15 protein-coding genes are annotated in these 15,129 nt (G+C 55.9%); 9 read left to right on the forward strand and 6 right to left on the reverse strand.

What is annotated here, in order from left to right; translation table 11 throughout:
• The first annotated feature begins 630 nt into the window (after positions 1-630).
• The 4 genes from J8E65_RS00360 to J8E65_RS00375 are packed head-to-tail and all read left to right on the forward strand — an operon-like array spanning position 631 to position 4,914.
• Positions 631-2,559, forward strand: coding sequence for a MoaD/ThiS family protein (locus tag J8E65_RS00360; RefSeq protein WP_210373366.1), 1,929 nt, complete (start codon positions 631-633; stop codon positions 2,557-2,559).
• 25 nt (positions 2,560-2,584) lie between these two features.
• Entirely contained in the window at positions 2,585-3,391 is an 807-nt protein-coding gene (locus J8E65_RS00365) for a phosphoadenylyl-sulfate reductase (protein WP_210373367.1), read from the forward strand.
• A 6-nt stretch (positions 3,392-3,397) separates the two neighbouring features.
• On the forward strand, positions 3,398-3,856 hold the full coding sequence (locus J8E65_RS00370; RefSeq protein ID WP_210373368.1) for a hypothetical protein: 459 nt from the start codon (positions 3,398-3,400) through the stop codon (positions 3,854-3,856).
• Positions 3,856-4,914, forward strand: a complete 1,059-nt coding sequence (locus J8E65_RS00375) for an anthranilate phosphoribosyltransferase (RefSeq protein ID WP_210373369.1) — start codon at positions 3,856-3,858, stop codon at positions 4,912-4,914. Before J8E65_RS00370 ends, J8E65_RS00375 begins: the two co-directional genes overlap by 1 nt.
• Here J8E65_RS00375 and J8E65_RS00380 read toward each other — a convergent pair.
• A complete protein-coding gene (locus J8E65_RS00380) occupies positions 4,884-5,459 on the reverse strand; it encodes a hypothetical protein (RefSeq protein ID WP_210373370.1) in 576 nt (191 codons plus the stop codon). The two genes, J8E65_RS00375 and J8E65_RS00380, sit on opposite strands and share 31 nt — an antisense overlap.
• Positions 5,460-5,540: 81 nt before the next feature.
• On the opposite strand from J8E65_RS00380, the gene J8E65_RS00385 reads away from it, so the two are divergent.
• The 4 genes from J8E65_RS00385 to J8E65_RS00400 are packed head-to-tail and all read left to right on the forward strand — an operon-like array spanning position 5,541 to position 10,369.
• Complete coding sequence (locus J8E65_RS00385) at positions 5,541-7,103, forward strand: response regulator (RefSeq protein WP_210373371.1); 1,563 nt, start codon at positions 5,541-5,543, stop codon at positions 7,101-7,103.
• Between the two features lie 9 nt (positions 7,104-7,112).
• Complete coding sequence (locus tag J8E65_RS00390; protein WP_210373372.1) at positions 7,113-8,204, forward strand: HEAT repeat domain-containing protein; 1,092 nt, start codon at positions 7,113-7,115, stop codon at positions 8,202-8,204.
• Positions 8,201-9,610 carry a glycosyltransferase gene (locus J8E65_RS00395; RefSeq protein ID WP_210373373.1) on the forward strand — a complete coding sequence of 470 codons (1,410 nt, stop codon included), beginning with the start codon at positions 8,201-8,203 and terminating at the stop codon, positions 9,608-9,610. Before J8E65_RS00390 ends, J8E65_RS00395 begins: the two co-directional genes overlap by 4 nt.
• Before the next feature lie 3 nt (positions 9,611-9,613).
• Positions 9,614-10,369 carry a YaiO family outer membrane beta-barrel protein gene (locus J8E65_RS00400; RefSeq protein ID WP_210373374.1) on the forward strand — a complete coding sequence of 252 codons (756 nt, stop codon included), beginning with the start codon at positions 9,614-9,616 and terminating at the stop codon, positions 10,367-10,369.
• 4 nt (positions 10,370-10,373) lie between these two features.
• Here the strand turns inward: J8E65_RS00400 and floA are convergent, their stop codons facing one another.
• The 5 genes from floA to rdgB all read right to left on the reverse strand — a co-directional run bounded on the left by floA (position 10,374) and on the right by rdgB (position 14,791).
• The gene (floA, locus tag J8E65_RS00405) at positions 10,374-11,363 is read right to left on the reverse strand and encodes a flotillin-like protein FloA (RefSeq protein WP_210373375.1); all 990 of its coding nucleotides are present in this window, start codon (positions 11,361-11,363) and stop codon (positions 10,374-10,376) included.
• Positions 11,364-11,449: 86 nt separating this feature from the next.
• Positions 11,450-11,959, reverse strand: coding sequence for a cyclic pyranopterin monophosphate synthase MoaC (gene moaC / locus J8E65_RS00410; RefSeq protein WP_210373376.1), 510 nt, complete (start codon positions 11,957-11,959; stop codon positions 11,450-11,452).
• An 82-nt stretch (positions 11,960-12,041) separates the two neighbouring features.
• Positions 12,042-13,736 (reverse strand): amidohydrolase, encoded by a 1,695-nt coding sequence (locus J8E65_RS00415; protein WP_237181487.1) that lies wholly within the window; start codon positions 13,734-13,736, stop codon positions 12,042-12,044.
• Positions 13,726-14,190 (reverse strand): D-aminoacyl-tRNA deacylase, encoded by a 465-nt coding sequence (gene dtd, locus J8E65_RS00420; protein WP_210373377.1) that lies wholly within the window; start codon positions 14,188-14,190, stop codon positions 13,726-13,728. Before dtd ends, J8E65_RS00415 begins: the two co-directional genes overlap by 11 nt.
• Position 14,191: 1 nt before the next feature.
• On the reverse strand, positions 14,192-14,791 hold the full coding sequence (rdgB, locus tag J8E65_RS00425; RefSeq protein WP_210373378.1) for an RdgB/HAM1 family non-canonical purine NTP pyrophosphatase: 600 nt from the start codon (positions 14,789-14,791) through the stop codon (positions 14,192-14,194).
• A 124-nt stretch (positions 14,792-14,915) separates the two neighbouring features.
• Between rdgB and rpsU the strand changes: the two genes are divergently transcribed.
• Positions 14,916-15,119, forward strand: coding sequence for a 30S ribosomal protein S21 (gene rpsU / locus J8E65_RS00430; protein ID WP_210373379.1), 204 nt, complete (start codon positions 14,916-14,918; stop codon positions 15,117-15,119).
• Positions 15,120-15,129: the final 10 nt, after the last annotated feature.

The following is a 15,129-nucleotide window of genomic DNA, read 5'->3' on the forward strand; positions in this document are numbered from 1 at the left end:
TCCCCTGAAGGTGGTAAACAGCGCAAAACTACATTCCCCCCCACATTTTGTAAAACCCTCCAGCTGTCCTTCTGTATTTTTCACACGCCGCAAGGTTTCCTTGCAGGGGGACGGGTGAACGATCCCCAGCACGAGCTGTTCCATAATCTTGGCGACCAGAGCTTCCCAAACGAACCCAAATGACCACTAGCCCACATTTTCTCAAATCTTCATCTCTAATCAAAACTTTAAGCCAACCGTTGCGTTAAGACAACCTTGATACAAGTTGGATAGATAACCGTTGTATAGTGATTGATTTTAAGTGCAGCAACGGTTATCTTGGGGTTGCCACAACGAAGAACGTTGCTCAGCTATGAGCCGCCACGCCACAACGCAACTGCAAATTGGGCCTTTCGCTGCCGGGTGCTTTCAGCCGGCATGGATGTTGTCTGTTGGCGTGCGATGTTGCTGTATGGGCTGAGCGCATGCCTCTCCTTAAGTAGGCGGCTTAGCCGGGAACGCTCCCTAGAGCTGTGAGCTAAATCGCAAAGGCGTTTCCCGGGGCATTTTGCTTTATGGCGCTCGTTTCCCTTGTCCTACCCTTAGGGGTTGACGGTTACCATTCCCCACGAAACGTCCTATAGAACTGCTATGTCTGTTGAAACGCGTGTTCGTTATGGCCGTCGCGAACAGGAGCTCTCCTGGGAGCTGGTGCTCAAGCGCAACAGCATTGAGCGCCTTAAGCAAGAGCGGCCACCCTTGCACGTAGTAGAGGAATTGCCTGAGCTGATTGCGCGCGGCTACGAAGCAATCCCCGAAGAAGATATCGTCCGCCTTTACTGGTATGGCATCGCGCACGACAAGCCCAAAATCGGCACCTTTATGGTACGCCTTAAGGTGCCAGGTGGACTGCTGCGCCCGGACCAGCTGCGGGCTATTGGTGAAATTGCTGGCCGCTACGGCCGCGACTACGGCGAGCTGACTACGCGCCAGGGCATCCAGCTTCACTGGGTAGCCATGGACAAGCTGCCCGAAGTGCTGGAGGCCATTGCCCGTGCAGGCCTAACCACTGTTGGGGCTGAAGGCGACACGGTGCGCAACATCACCAGTTGCCCTGTCAACGGGATTAACCCTGCCGAGCTGTTCGATGTCCGCCCAGTCATCGAAGCAGCAGCCCGTTTCTTCTGGGGGAATCCGGAGTACTCAAACCTACCGCGTAAGCACAAATTCACGATAAGTAGCTGCCCCTATCAGTGCAATGCACCAGAGATTCACGACATCGCGCTAATCGGGGTGCACAAAGAGGGGCGCGTTGGTTTTGCCGTTAAGGTTGGCGGTGGACTCTCAGCCACGCCGCGCCTAGCACGTGACCTAGGCGTGTTTGTCCCTGTCGAAGAGGCTGTCGAAGTCCTGGCGGCCATTACCGACGTATGGCAACAAGACTTGCGCTACCGCATCAGCCGGGCCAAGGCTCGCATCAAGTTTTTGGTGGACGATTACGGCCCAGAGGGCGTGCGCCGATTGGTCGAGGAGCGGCTGGGGCGTAAGCTCGAAGATTTTCGCGCGCCCGATCCGCTTCCGGGAGGAAATCACCTGGGCGTTCATCGTCAAAAACAGGAGGGCCTGTGGTATGCTGGCTTTCCTGTGCCTTCAGGACGCGTCACAGGCACGCAGCTGCGCCAGATTGCCGATGTGCTGGAAGCCGTAGGGGGTGACATTCGCTTTACGCGCGAACAAAACTTCATTTTGGGGAACCTGCCTGAAAGCCGGCTCACATGGGTTTTAGATCGGCTTCGGGAGATTGGCTTTCCCATTGAGCGGCATCGCCTCTATGGCACCTCGACGGCGTGCACCAGCCACCAGTTCTGCAATTACTCTGTGGCTGAAACCAAAGAAAAACTGGACGAAATCATTGCTGCGCTTGAGGCCCACTACGGCGATGCGATTCAAGACCTAACGATTTATATGGATGGCTGCCCGCATGCCTGCGCACACCACTGGGTGGGCGACATCGGCTTGCAAGGCACGCGCACAGCCGGTCCTAACGGCACAAAGATCGAAGCCTACGATGTCACGTTACGTGGCGGGCTGGGGGTACATGCTGCCATTGGTCGCCCCATCCTTCGCCGCATTCCGTCCGAGGAGATCAGCGCAGCAATCGTACGTCTGGTAGGCTCTTGGCTCCAAGAGCGCCAGCGCTTGGGCAACCACTATACGTTTCAGGCTTTCTGCGAAGCACACGCCAACGAGGAGCTTCAGGCGATAGCCCTAGGTGAAGTTGTTCCCGAACCAGAAGCAGTGCAAGAGGTGAGTCTCATTCGCATCCCAGGGCCACTGCTGGAGCTGACCGAAGGTAGCGACGTGGTGGAGGTTAAAGCGCCTACCGTGCGTGTTGCACTAGAACAAGCTGGCCGGCGCTATCCCAAACTCAAAGCCGCAGTACTTACGCCCGAAGGCCAGCTCAACGAAGCGTTCAACCTATACCTCAACGAAGAAGACATCCAAAGCCTTCAGGGACTAGACACACCGCTAAAGCCAGGGGACGAGTTGCTCATTCTCATCGCAATGTCCGGGGGCTAATAGCGCAACCAACCGCAAGACGACTATGGCACGCCAACCGCTGTTTGACGACCTGGAGATTGGAGAAATTGCATTGCAATTGGATGACCAGGAGCCCGAAGACGTAATTGCCTGGGCCCTAGAGACTTTTGACGAAAACCGCATCGCCATCGTCACGGCCCTTCAGGCCGATGGTATGGTGATTCTGGACATGGCCTACCGTATCAAGCCTAACATTCGGGTGATGACGGTCGACACCGGACGCCTGCCTCAGGCTACTTATGACTTCTATGAGCAGGTGCGCACGCGCTATCCCAAGGCCCGGTTTGAAATCCTTTTTCCAGACTACCACGAGGTTGAAGAACTGGTGCGGCGACACGGCGTCAACCCGTTCTATAAAAGTGTCCCTCTGCGCTTGCTGTGCTGCCACATTCGCAAGGTGCGGCCGCTTATCCGAGCACTCAACCACCTAGACGCCTGGTTCACCGGCCTGCGCCGTGACCAGTGGGCCTCACGGGCAGCTATCCGAAAGGTCGAAATCGACCATGATCATGACGGCGTCATCAAGATTAATCCCTTAGCGGACTGGACAAAAGAAGACGTCTGGGCCTACATCGAGGAATTTGACGTGCCCACGCATCCGCTCTACGCCGAGGGCTACACGAGCATTGGCTGCGCACCATGCACACGCCCCATTCAGCCAGGTGAAGACGAACGTGCCGGCCGTTGGTGGTGGGAAACCAACGCGCCTAAGGAATGTGGCATCCACTGCCCCATCGAAACTGGGGGCTTCGAGCACGAAATGGAAGCCATCGTCGGCCACGGACACAGCACAAACGGTCACGCACACTAAAACGCTATGCCCTTAACTATCCCTGAAGCCGCTCAGGAGCCGCTGCATGTGGAGCTGGCGGCCTTCGTTGCCTCACTCCACGACGCAAGCACCCGCCAGCGTTACCAGCGGCTCCTTGATGCCGTCGCTACAGGCCAGGTCGAAGACCAAGCTCTCGAAGAAGCCCTGGAGCGTTTTCTGGAGATTGCCTTGCAGACAGGGCGCATTCGCCAGCAACACGGCGCGCACGAAGAAAAAGCCTTACGGGAGCTGTTTCTCCAAACCCGCCGTGGTAGTCAGCTTCGGGCTGCCCTCCAGCAGGTCAACGAGGCGCTCCGCGCGCTGCAAGGGCACACGTTGCGCGAGCTGACCTTCCTTCCCCACAATCCGGGCACTTACCGCCTGATGCTGCGCACGGACCAAGTCCAACTCACGTTGGAAATCAATGGACAAGGCGTTTGGGTTGAAAATCTAGCCGTGGGCTAATGGAAGCCTTTATTCCTTACATACAGGCCGTAGGCCGCGGTGAAAAACTTAAGCGCGACCTAACACGCGAGGAAGCGCGGCAAGCCCTAGAGCTCATCTTGGCAGGCAAGGCCACACCTGCCCAAATAGGTGCCTTTCTCATCACACAACGGGTTAAAGGCGAGACCGCTGAAGAAATCATAGGCTTTGTCGAAGCAGCTCGGGCTGTCTGCCATCAGCTTTATCCCAAGCTTCCCGACTTGCTGGATTTGGGCACCCCTTACGATGGCAAGGCACGCACGCCTCAACTGGCCGTTGCGATCGCGCTGATTACGGCCGCTGCGGGTCAGCCCGTGGTGCTGCATGGCGCACCTGACGTTCCTACCAAACGTGGCATTACGCCAGCCCATGTGCTTAGTGCTTTAGGCATCCCAGCCGATCAGCCTCTGTCGACGGTTGCTACCCAGCTTGAAACCCTAGGTATTGGCTACCTACACGCGCCGCGCTTTGCCCCAGCTTGGCATGCCCTGACCCCTATCCGCCAGCAGTTTGGGCTACGTACAGCACTCAACACGGTCGAAAAGCTGCTCAATCCTGCCAATGCCACTCGCTGCGTAGTCGGATTTTTTCACCGCAATTACCTGCTGCGCATGCGTCCGGCCATTGGTCGGCTTTTTCCAGGAAGCTGGCTGATTCAGGGCATCGAAGGCTCTATTGAGTGCCGTGCAGGACGCACAACCCGCCTCTACCCTGCCGATGCGGAAGGCAAACCCCTTGTGATTGAAGCCCCTCGGCTAGGGTTTGCTACATCGGACGACACCGTAGTGCCCCCTGATCCCCAGCTGCACGCTGAAGTGACCCAATCGATTCTGCAGGATCGCCCTTCGCCCTGCCGGGATACGGCTCTGCTTACTGCCGGGGTGTTGCTCTATTTAAGTGGCCGCGTCGATCGCCTAGCCGACGGGCTAGGGCAGGCGCGCGCGGTCTTGGCCGAAGGCAAAGCCCTCCGGCTGCTGGCCGACTGGCGGGCACTGTCGCAGAGGACGCCTTATCCCACAGAAGCTTCAGCCGCAACGTGACGCCCAAACATTAGCACCAGCCGTAGATGCGCGTGCAGCAAAGGCACCACATCAAGGCGCTCCATGCGTGCTTGCGGCAGCTCAGGCAGCCCAGGAGGGCTAATTCGTCCCATCCACAAGGCCATTTTTTCCGCGAGCAGACGCTCTCCTGGAAACTGGCCGGCTGGTAGGTGCGCTTGATAAAACGTTAGCATGCGCTCAAGGCGGCTGTAGACTTCCTGACCTGCAGCCTCAAGGTCTCGATGATCTTCACCCTCCAAAAGTACTTCCCCTAGCAGGTAATCCCGATAGGTCAACGGCAGCTCTAGCAGAGCCGCTACCACAGCCTGTCGCAGCGCGCTTGCTGCCTGAAGGCCGACTTCTAGAGCACGTGCTGTAGCAGTAGCCACCAAACACAATGTTTCTTCAGCAAGCCGTTCTGGATCGACGCCTTCCAGCGCTTCCCAAACGCGCCCAATAAGCGCCTGCGTTGCACTTAGCGTTCCAAGTGTAGCAAAAGCCGTCAGGCGGGCAACCTGCAACGTTGTAGAATTTTCTAAGGCCATAAAAACGAAGTTGTGGCTTTGGTACGTCCTTTGAAGTTGTGCGTTCAGAGTTACCCCCCTGCCTGCCCCACTACGTAGTTTATGCCTATACCCTCATTACAGGAAGAAGTTGTCTTGTTATTGGATAGTCTGGAAGTGGCCCTGTTAGAGTTAGCCACCTCTTCTCCCCAGGCTAAAGTGACTGCTTTACGACTGCTCGTGCGCGCCTCCCAGCTGCTTTCGGCCTACGTGCACATCCCAGAAGTGGCGGCGATGCACCAAGAGATCCAGTATCTCATCAGACATGCTGAGGCATTGCAGCCAGAAGACATTCAAGAAGTGCTGCAAACTGCCCGCAAGGCCTTAGAAACTGTAGCTGCACAGCTCCCCGCACTGCGCGTCCACATACTGGTGGTAGAACCCGACGTCGACAGTGCGGCTCTGCTTTCGACCATGTTGGAAACGCCCTACCGCAGCTTAACCCTAGTTGCAACGGCTAAAGAAGCACAAGCGCTGCTCTGCCGGCAACCGTTCCATTTGGTTATTACGGAACTGCTGCTTCCAGACTTGGACGGGCGCTCCCTGCTGCTTTGGATTCGTCAACAGCCCAACCTCAACACCGTTCCAGTGCTCCTGCTTTCCAGCCGCGCTTCGTCGACCATCAAGGCAGAGTGCTATGCGCTGGGCGCTGATGGTTTTTTGGAAAAACCCTTCGACCCGGCAATGCTAACCTCAACCGTAGCCAATCTGCTCCAACGCACACTCCTCCAACAAGGTGGCGATCCGCTTACAGGTCTGCCCGGACGTGTTATGCTGGAGGAGGCTTTTGCGCGTTTTTGCAGCTTACATGCCAGCACCGGTGCCCCCTTTTGCCTGGCTTTAATTGATTTAGATCACTTTTCGGAAATCAACCAACGCTACGGTACCGCTGCAGCCGATGAAATCCTTCGGCAGGCGGCTTGGCGACTTGGTCGGCTACTGCGGCCTGGGGACTTCCTTGGCCGCTGGGAGTCCGATATGTTTTGCCTGCTGCTTCCAGATACTTCGGCTACACAAGCCAAGGAACTGCTAACGCAAGCGCTTCGCGTATTACAACTGGAACCTTTTGAAATCTCCCCAAACGCATCGCTCGTTCTTTCATTTTCGGCCTGCATTGTACCCGTTACCTCGCCACAAGTACAACTGGTTTTGCTCATAGAACAAGCCCAAAAATGTCTTATGGTTCAAAAAACATCTGGCACCATTCGCACCTATCAGGAGCCTTCGGCAAGTAAACCGCGCATCCTGCTTGTTGAAGACGATCCTGATATTGCTGCCCTGATTCAGATCCGGCTGCAACGTGATGGCTACGAAGTTGTTGTCTTCGCCAATGGTCGAGAGGCCGCTGCATGGGCGCAAACCAATGCAGCCCAGCTGGTGATTCTTGACGTCAAGCTGCCTGGCATGGATGGGTTTGAGCTCCTTTCGTTTTTGCGGTCTCAGCCGGCCTATAAGACGGTTCCTATTGTTTTGCTGACCAGCCTTAGCCAAGAGCATCATGTTGTGCGCGGCTTTGAACTTGGAGCAGATGACTATGTGCTTAAACCTTTCTCGCCGGTAGAGCTTAGCGCCAGAGTTCGCCGACTGCTTCACCGTCAAGAGATTCGCATAGCACAGGCGGCATAAACAGCGTGCATGATTGGAGCCATTGCACAAGAGCTATTAGAGTTGACGTTTGGGGATCGGCTTTTCCAGGCCGCCTTGATCTTTTTTTACGTACTTGTTGGGCTGACCGGTCTCATGGTCATCGCCGCTGTTCTGCTTCGCTGGCGGAACGAGTGGCAACAAGCGCACCTGCAACACCAGGAAGCGCGCTGGAAGGCGCAGCTCATGGCCGTACTGGTCGGAGCACAACCTCCAGAAACCTTATGGGCTATTGTAGCGCCCAACGAAGCACTGGCGTTCTGTGCGTTTTTGTATCGATTTGCCCGCAGGGTAAAAGGCACCGAGCTAGCGCAATTTCGCCGATTGGCAAGGCCATACCTACCTCAACTGCGACGGGCCATCGACCGGGGCAGTCCGGAAAAACGTGCCTACTACTTGCAAATTCTAGGTGTGCTCAGCGATGAAAATCTGTCTGAAGTGCTGCTTCAGGCATTGGATGACCCGGCTCCACTGGTTGCGCTTGTAGCTTTCCGCCGGCTTGCACGAGCCGAAAACGCACACCTTACTCCGCACCTTGTTGACCGCCTGCACCGCTTTAGTCAGAGCTCGCCGGCACTGCTGGCCTCCCTGCTGAGCCGCTTGGGTTTTGAGGCCCTGCCTATGCTACGCCAAGCGCTAAGCAATGTGCAGCGCCCGTCTTGGGTAAGGGCAGTTTTAGCCGAAACGCTCAGCCTGCTTAACGACCCTCATGGAGCGTTTATTGCTGCTCGGCTGCTTCAGGAAAAGGATCTGCCCGAAGAATTAACGATTGCGCTGTTGCGGCTGCTTGCCCATGGCGGTAGTCCGGCTCACGCCACCATTTTGCTTCCCTACTTGCGGCATCCTAAAGAAGCCCTTCGCTTAGAGGCAGTACAGACCTTGGGCACTATTGGAGACTCTAGCAGCTTACCCTTGCTTGTTGAAGCCATGCACGACGACTCGCCTTGGGTAGCGCTGGCTGCAGCCCGCGCCCTTAAGCGACAAAACGCCTTTAGCTTGCTAGCGCAGCTAGCCGAGCAATACCCTTCACGCCGACTGCTCATTGAACAGGTGCTGCACGAGTCGCCCCAGGAAGAGCCATGATGCAGACGTTCTTGCCGCTGTTGGCGGTTTTTCAATTGGTGGTACTGCTCTACTTTTTAGCCCTGAACACTTACTATCTAATCACCAGCCTACTGGCTTTTCGCAGCTTACATCGCTATGCTCGGCGGCTAAGTTCAGTGGATATCGATGACCTGATTGCTACAGCAGGTGCTCCGCCGGTAACGATTATTGTACCGGCGTACAACGAAGCAGCCACCATTGTCGAGGCTTCCCGCTCCCTACTCACACTACGGTATCCCGACTACGAAATCCTCATCGTCAATGATGGCTCGACCGACGCTACGCTGGAGGTCCTGCAAACGACTTATCGTCTACAGCCAGCCCCTCGCTTCCCTTTGGCCCATTTGCCTACCGCTCCGGTACGCGGTGTTTATCAGAGCCAGACGCACTTGAACTTGTGGGTTATCGACAAAGAAAACGGCAAACGTGCTGATGCCATCAATGCTGGGATTAACTTTTGCCGTACCCCACTGCTATGCATTGTAGACGCCGACGGTATCCTCGAGCCCGAAGCGCTCATGCGGATCGTGCGTCCCTTTTTGGAAGATGTACATACGGTAGCTTCGGGCGGTATCATTCGGGTGGTCAACGGCTGTCGCGTGCAGGATGGGCTGGTAGCCGACGTACGTCTCCCGAAACGATGGCTAGCGCGGTTTCAGGTGGTAGAGTACCTGCGCTCGTTTCTTGCGGGTAGGGTCGGCTGGGATGCACTTCAGATCATGCTGCTCATCTCCGGAGCTTTTGGGATGTTTCGGCGCGATCTGGTGGTTGCTGTTGGCGGGTTAGCCCACGACAGTGTGGGTGAAGATTTTGAGCTAACGGTGCGTTTGCATCGCTATTGCCGCGAGCGGCGTTTGCCCTATGCCATCCACTTTGTGCCTGATCCCGTTGCTTGGACCGAAGTTCCTGAAACTACAGCGCTACTGGGCCGCCAGCGCGATCGCTGGCAGCGCGGCCTAATCGACACGCTGCGACGTCATCGACGCCTGATGCTTAATCCGCGCTATGGCCGAATTGGCTTGGTCGCCTATCCCTACTTTTTCTTTTTTGAAATGCTTGGCCCTGTGATCGAGTTTTTAGGCTACATCGTGTTTTTTATCCTAGGGATTACGGGGCATATCTCCCCAGCTGCTGCGCTGCTTTTTTTGTGGATTGCCGTGCTTATGAGCGCTGTGCTTTCGGTTGCTGCCGTTGGTTTAGAAGAACTCTCTTTTCGCCGTTACCCTCAGCTACGGGATTTATTCCTGCTTTTACTGTTGTCGCTGCTGGAAAGCTTTGGCTACCGTCAGCTCATCACGTTTTATCGCATTCGCGGTACGATTTCATACCTGCGCGGCCAAACAGGCTGGGGCACAATGGAACGCAAAGGATTTCAAAAGGGCTAAACTATGCAAAAGCTGGCTTTTTGTTTGAGCTTGTTTTTTAGCCTGCCAATTACAGGCATTGCGCAGCAGCCCCCATCCCGATGGGGTGCGCAGGTAAGCTACGCTTACGAGGCGCTTAGCGGCAGGCGCGCTCCTTGGCAAATCAGCAGTGCCATACTCCAACGTCATTTCGCGAAAACCACGCTTCTAGCCGAGCTTGCTTCGGTACAACGCTTCCGGCGCCGAGATCTGGCCTTTGCCCTCGAGGGATGGGCAGCACTCTGGCCGCAGGCTTACGGTAACCTGCGCTTGCAATACGCTCCGTCTCCGAATTTTTCGCCCACTTATGAGCCGTACCTTGAACTTTACCAGGGCATTGGGGCTTGGGAAGTAGCCGTAGCACTCCGCTATCGTCATTTCTCCAATCAGGAGGTCACCACGTGGGGACTGGCAACGGGACGTTACTTAGGCAACTGGTACCTGCGAACCCAGGCCTTAGTAACGGTCGTGGTCGGCCATTTCAACTGGACCCAACGCATTTTAGCGCGTCGTTACGGTACCTCCCCGACCTCCTTTGTAGAAGTGCAAGCCGGCTATGGCCGTGGCGTAGAAATTGTCGATACAGGCCCTGTGCTTAAGCAACTGCGCACCTACTTTGTTACCTGCCGCATCCAGCACTTCCTGACGCAAACGGTAGGGGGTACGATAGGGTTAAGCTACAGCAATGATGATCTATTTACGCGTCGGGGAGCAGTGCTGGGTGTGCTAACGCGCTGGTGAAGTTTTAGCCCCCTTCCGCTTCCTGCTGACCGGCACCCCCAATGGCCCGGCGCATCTCAGTGTCGGCCTGGATGTTACGCAGGTTGTAATAATCAAGCACGCCGAGATTGCCTTGGCGCAACGCTTCGGCAATGGCTCGAGGGATTTCAGCTTCTGCCTCCACCACTTTGGCGCGCATCTCTTGCACCAGTGCCCGCATTTCCTGCTCACGTGCTACAGCCGCTGCCCGCCGCTCTTCGGCCTTTGCCTGGGCTACGCGCAAATCGGCTTCGGCTTGGTCAATCTGCAACTTAGCCCCAATGTTTTCACCTACATCCACGTCCGCAATATCAATCGACAGAATCTCAAAGGCTGTCCCAGCATCCAAGCCTTTTTCCAGAACCGTCTTGGAGATACGATCCGGATTTTCAAGCACTTCTTTATGGGTGTTGGCCGAGCCGATGGTCGAGACAATGCCTTCGCCAACGCGGGCGATAATGGTTTCCTCACCAGCGCCACCTACCAACCGGTCGATGTTGGCCCGTACCGTAACGCGCGCAATTGCCCGTACCTGAATGCCATCCTTAGCCACGGCCGAAACCGGAGGTGTTTCAATGACTTTGGGGTTAACTGAAACTTGCACAGCCTCATACACATCACGACCAGCCAAGTCGATGGCTGCAGCCCGCTCAAAGCTTAGATCAATATTGGCCTTATCTGCTGAAATGAGCGCATTGACCACTTTTTGAATGTTTCCCCCTGCTAGATAGTGGGCTTCAAGTTGCGCTGTTTCCAGATAAATCCCTGCCTTATGGGCTGTAATAAGCGGCTTGACAATAATCGCCGGGGGCACCTTACGTAGCCGCATGCCCACCAGGTCGCGCACCAGGTTTAGGCGCACCCCCGAAAAGTAAGCCGTGACCCAGAGCCCAACCGGCACGAAGTAAAAAAACAAAAATAGGCCGGCGACAATCAGCGCCAGCAAAATCAGGCCGGATGAAAAGAGCAATTCCATAACTGTGGTCAACGATAAAACCCCTAGGGTTACAAGCTAACCACACGCCTGTACGTTTGCAACCCTAAAGAAGTTACGCTCTAGGGCTATCGGGGCAGGGCTTTACGGTAGTCGCCGCTTGCACCTCCCGTTTTGGCCAAGAGTTGGATATCCGTGATGACAATCTCTTTAGAAAGGGATTTGCACATGTCATAAATGGTGAGCGCCGCCACCGCAACAGCAGTTAGCGCCTCCATTTCCACGCCTGTGGGGCCGGTCGCCTTGGTAAAAGCCCGGATCTCAATGCTATGGGTCTCTTCGTTGGGTTTAAGTTCCAGGTCAATCCCCGTTAGGTTGACATGGTGGCACAGCGGGATGAGCTGACTGGTTCGCTTAGCTCCGAGGATGCCAGCAATTTGCGCTACAGTCAGCACATCCCCTTTGCGTACTTCATGAGCCAAGATGGCCTGCAATACGTCAGCCGGTAGGACAACGCGCCCACTGGCCACAGCAGTACGCACGGTGTCCGACTTGGCTGACACGTCTACCATATGCACCCCTCCCTCTGGATTCAGGTGCGTAAGCATGTATTCCCGGGCTTGGAGTTCCTGCGTCATAGGATGGTAACAGCGTCTGTTGAGCTACTTAGAAGTATCGTCCGCATACTGGCCCAGTAAACGGACAAGGCTGTCAAGAGGTTCATGGGAGCTTGGGGCACAGCCCAGCGGCTGCTTCGTGATGAAACACACACTGGCCACCGACGAAGGTAGCCAGTACCTGCGTTTGCAGAATCTCTTCAGGGGGTATCGTCATGATGTCCTGCGAGAGGACCACAAAATCAGCATATTTGCCTGGCGTGAGTGAACCCAGCTCATCCTCTTGGAAAGCAGCATAAGCGGCCCCGAGTGTAAAGGCGCGAAGCGCCTCTTCGCGCGTTAGGCGTTCCTCGGGATACCAACCGCCCGGGGGCCAACCCTGCGCGTCTTGCCGGGTCACAGCTGCATAAAATCCCAGTAAGGGGTTAGGCGATTCAACCGGAAAGTCAGAGCCGAAAGCCAGGCGTGCGCCATGCCGCAGCAACGTACGCCAGGCGTACGCCCCGCGCACCCGCTCTGGTCCTAGCCGATCTTCGGCCCAATACATGTCGCTGATCGCATGTGTAGGTTGCATGGAAGCAATCACGCCTAATGCTGCAAATCGGGCAAAATCTGGCGGAGCGATCACCTGTGCATGTTCGACGCGATGCCGGCCAGCGGTGCGTCCTAAGGTTTGCAGCGCCTGCTCGTACGCATCAAGCACCACGCGTACACCCCGATCGCCAATGGCATGGGTGTTGACTTGCAGGCCGCAACGCATGGCCTGCTGTACCATTTCAGCAAAAACTTCCGGTGCGTACCGTAATAGACCCTGATTCTCAGGGTCATCGCTATACTCAGCCAAAAGGGCTGCCCCTCGGCTTCCAAGGGCCCCATCGATGTAAAATTTGACTGAGCGCACCGTCAGATAACCTTTATAGCCTAAGATTGGCCCCTGAGTACAAATATGCTCGAAGGCTTCGCCTAGGCCATCCACCATGACGTACAGCCGCAGGCGGAGTGCGTCGCGGTCGATAGCGCGCCAATACCGTTGAATGGTGTCCCAGTCGGCACCGGCATCATGCACACCCGTAAGGCCGTAGCGATGCACTTCAGTGACTGCCCGCTGCAAGGCTTCTTCCAGCACCGCTTCTGTAGGTCTAGGGATATGGCGGGCCACGAGTTCCATAGCGGCATCAATGAACACGCCTGTCGGTATGCCTTGGGCATCGCGCACGATACGACCTCCAGGGGGATCGGCCACAAACGTTGCTAGCAACTCTGGCGCAGCCTGTTGAAGCGCAGCAGTATTTGCCCATGCAGCATGGCCATCGATACGCACCAGCCATACAGGCCGATCCGGAAACGCAGCGTCTAGCATGTAGCGTGTAGGGAATGCCTTTACGGGCCAGTCGTTTTGGTCCCAACCGCGCCCTAGCAGCCAAGCCCCTTCCGGCAGCGACGTTGCAAACGCTTTAAGGCGTTCAAGTACCTCTTGGACCGAACGCGTACCGGTCAGGTCTGCTTGCATCCGGTTTAGTCCTAATCCCATCAAATGGGCATGCGCATCTATAAAGCCAGGCACCACCACATACCCATCCAAATCTATACGTTGCGCGTTTGGATAAGCAGCCAGCACCTGCTCGCTAGTCCCTACCATGAGGATGCGCTCGCCTTGCACTGCCATGGCTTCGGCAATCGGTTGGGCTGGATCGACCGTATAGAGGCGCCCTCCGACGAGCACGTAATCAGCTTGCCCGTAAGCACCCATGACCCCCAAGCAAAAAGTCCAAAACCAAGGTCCTCGCTTAATCCTCATGGCAAGATATCGCTTTACGTTCCACCCAGAGCGTAACTGGGCCATCATTCACCAGGTGCACGCGCATCATAGCTCCAAAAACACCGGTAGGCACGGTTTGGCCCAGCTCCTGGGCCAGACGTTGGACAAAGTACTGATACAGACATTCGGCCTTTTCCGGCGCGGCCGATTCGGTAAACGAAGGCCGATGGCCGCGCGAGACGTCGCCGTAGAGTGTAAACTGAGAAACCACCAAGGCTTGGCCGCCCACATCTTTAAGCGAACGGTTCATTTTACCCTCTTCATCGGGGAAAATTCGAAGATGGGCGCATTTTCGGGCCAGCCAATCGGCCTCAGCCTCCGTATCGTCACGGTGCACCCCTAGCAAAATGAGCAAGCCGCGGCCAATGGCTCCGGTAATTTGTCCATTGACCTCCACAGAGGCTTCAGCAACGCGTTGTACTAAGGCAACCATACTAAACCTTGTTTAGCCATTGCTCCAGAAAGCGGGCAAATGCACGCAGGGCTTGTCCTCGGTGGCTGATTTGGTTTTTTTCTTCTAAGGAAAGTTCAGCAAAGGTCTGCGTGTAGCCCTCAGGGACAAAAAGGGGATCGTAGCCAAAACCGCCCTGACCGCGTTCAGCCTCTAAAATATAGCCCGAGCAGACACCTTCAAAAAGGTGCAGTGTTTGTGCATCTGGCGCAAAAGCCAAGACTGTGCGGAAGCGTGCGCGCCGGTTGGTCACGCCTTCGAGCAAGCGAAGCAAGTGTGCTCGGTTTTCGGCATCCGTTGCTTGAGGACCGGCAAAGCGCGCCGAGTGCACCCCGGGCTGTCCGCCAAGCGCTTCCACTTCTAGTCCTGTGTCATCAGCCAAAGCAGGTAAACCCGTATATTCCTGCAGTGCACGGGCTTTGCGCACTGCATTGCCTTCGAGCGTAGCCGCATCTTCCATAACTTCAGGGGCTCCTGGGAAATCGCTTGCAGCATGCAGAACTACCGGAAAGGCTTCTAAAAGTGCTTTAAGTTCCGCAAGTTTGCCCGGATTGCGCGTAGCCAAAACCAACGCTACAGCCATAAGCAAGTATTACGAATTGATCAAGGTTTCACGTCGGGGAAGGCGAAACCTCCTAACGCTTTGATTGTTGCAGCTTCTGCTTTGTTACAACCTGTAACCCTAAACCAAAATAGGAGGAATTGCCTTGGCCCGAGCAGGTGTTGGGATAAAAGTTCGCGATAACGAACCCATTGATCGCGTGCTGCGGCGTTTCAAGCGCGCTGTCAACCGCAGCCGGTTGCTGCGCGAATACCGGCAGCATATGTACTACATTAAGCCTTCAGAGGAACGCCGGATGGAGGAGCAAAAGGCGCTGCGCAATGCGCGTCGGCATTCGCAGCAGTCCTAAGCAAACCTAC

It is taken from the genome of Rhodothermus bifroesti, from assembly GCF_017908595.1.
Taxonomy (GTDB): domain Bacteria; phylum Bacteroidota; class Rhodothermia; order Rhodothermales; family Rhodothermaceae; genus Rhodothermus; species Rhodothermus bifroesti.

Excerpts from the sequence above, each read along its gene's own strand:
- floA (WP_210373375.1), bottom strand. The coding sequence starts at position 11,363 with ATGGAATTGCTCTTTTCATCCGGCCTGATTTTGCTGGCGCTGATTGTC.
- rdgB (WP_210373378.1), bottom strand. The coding sequence starts at position 14,791 with ATGGCTGTAGCGTTGGTTTTGGCTACGCGCAATCCGGGCAAACTTGCG.
- J8E65_RS00385 (WP_210373371.1), top strand. The coding sequence starts at position 5,541 with ATGCCTATACCCTCATTACAGGAAGAAGTTGTCTTGTTATTGGATAGT.
- J8E65_RS00390 (WP_210373372.1), top strand. The coding sequence starts at position 7,113 with ATGATTGGAGCCATTGCACAAGAGCTATTAGAGTTGACGTTTGGGGAT.
- J8E65_RS00395 (WP_210373373.1), top strand. The coding sequence starts at position 8,201 with ATGATGCAGACGTTCTTGCCGCTGTTGGCGGTTTTTCAATTGGTGGTA.
- J8E65_RS00380 (WP_210373370.1), bottom strand. The coding sequence starts at position 5,459 with ATGGCCTTAGAAAATTCTACAACGTTGCAGGTTGCCCGCCTGACGGCT.
- J8E65_RS00400 (WP_210373374.1), top strand. The coding sequence starts at position 9,614 with ATGCAAAAGCTGGCTTTTTGTTTGAGCTTGTTTTTTAGCCTGCCAATT.
- J8E65_RS00360 (WP_210373366.1), top strand. The coding sequence starts at position 631 with ATGTCTGTTGAAACGCGTGTTCGTTATGGCCGTCGCGAACAGGAGCTC.
- dtd (WP_210373377.1), bottom strand. The coding sequence starts at position 14,190 with ATGGTTGCCTTAGTACAACGCGTTGCTGAAGCCTCTGTGGAGGTCAAT.
- J8E65_RS00375 (WP_210373369.1), top strand. The coding sequence starts at position 3,856 with ATGGAAGCCTTTATTCCTTACATACAGGCCGTAGGCCGCGGTGAAAAA.
- J8E65_RS00415 (WP_237181487.1), bottom strand. The coding sequence starts at position 13,736 with ATGAGGATTAAGCGAGGACCTTGGTTTTGGACTTTTTGCTTGGGGGTC.
- J8E65_RS00365 (WP_210373367.1), top strand. The coding sequence starts at position 2,585 with ATGGCACGCCAACCGCTGTTTGACGACCTGGAGATTGGAGAAATTGCA.
- J8E65_RS00370 (WP_210373368.1), top strand. The coding sequence starts at position 3,398 with ATGCCCTTAACTATCCCTGAAGCCGCTCAGGAGCCGCTGCATGTGGAG.
- moaC (WP_210373376.1), bottom strand. The coding sequence starts at position 11,959 with ATGACGCAGGAACTCCAAGCCCGGGAATACATGCTTACGCACCTGAAT.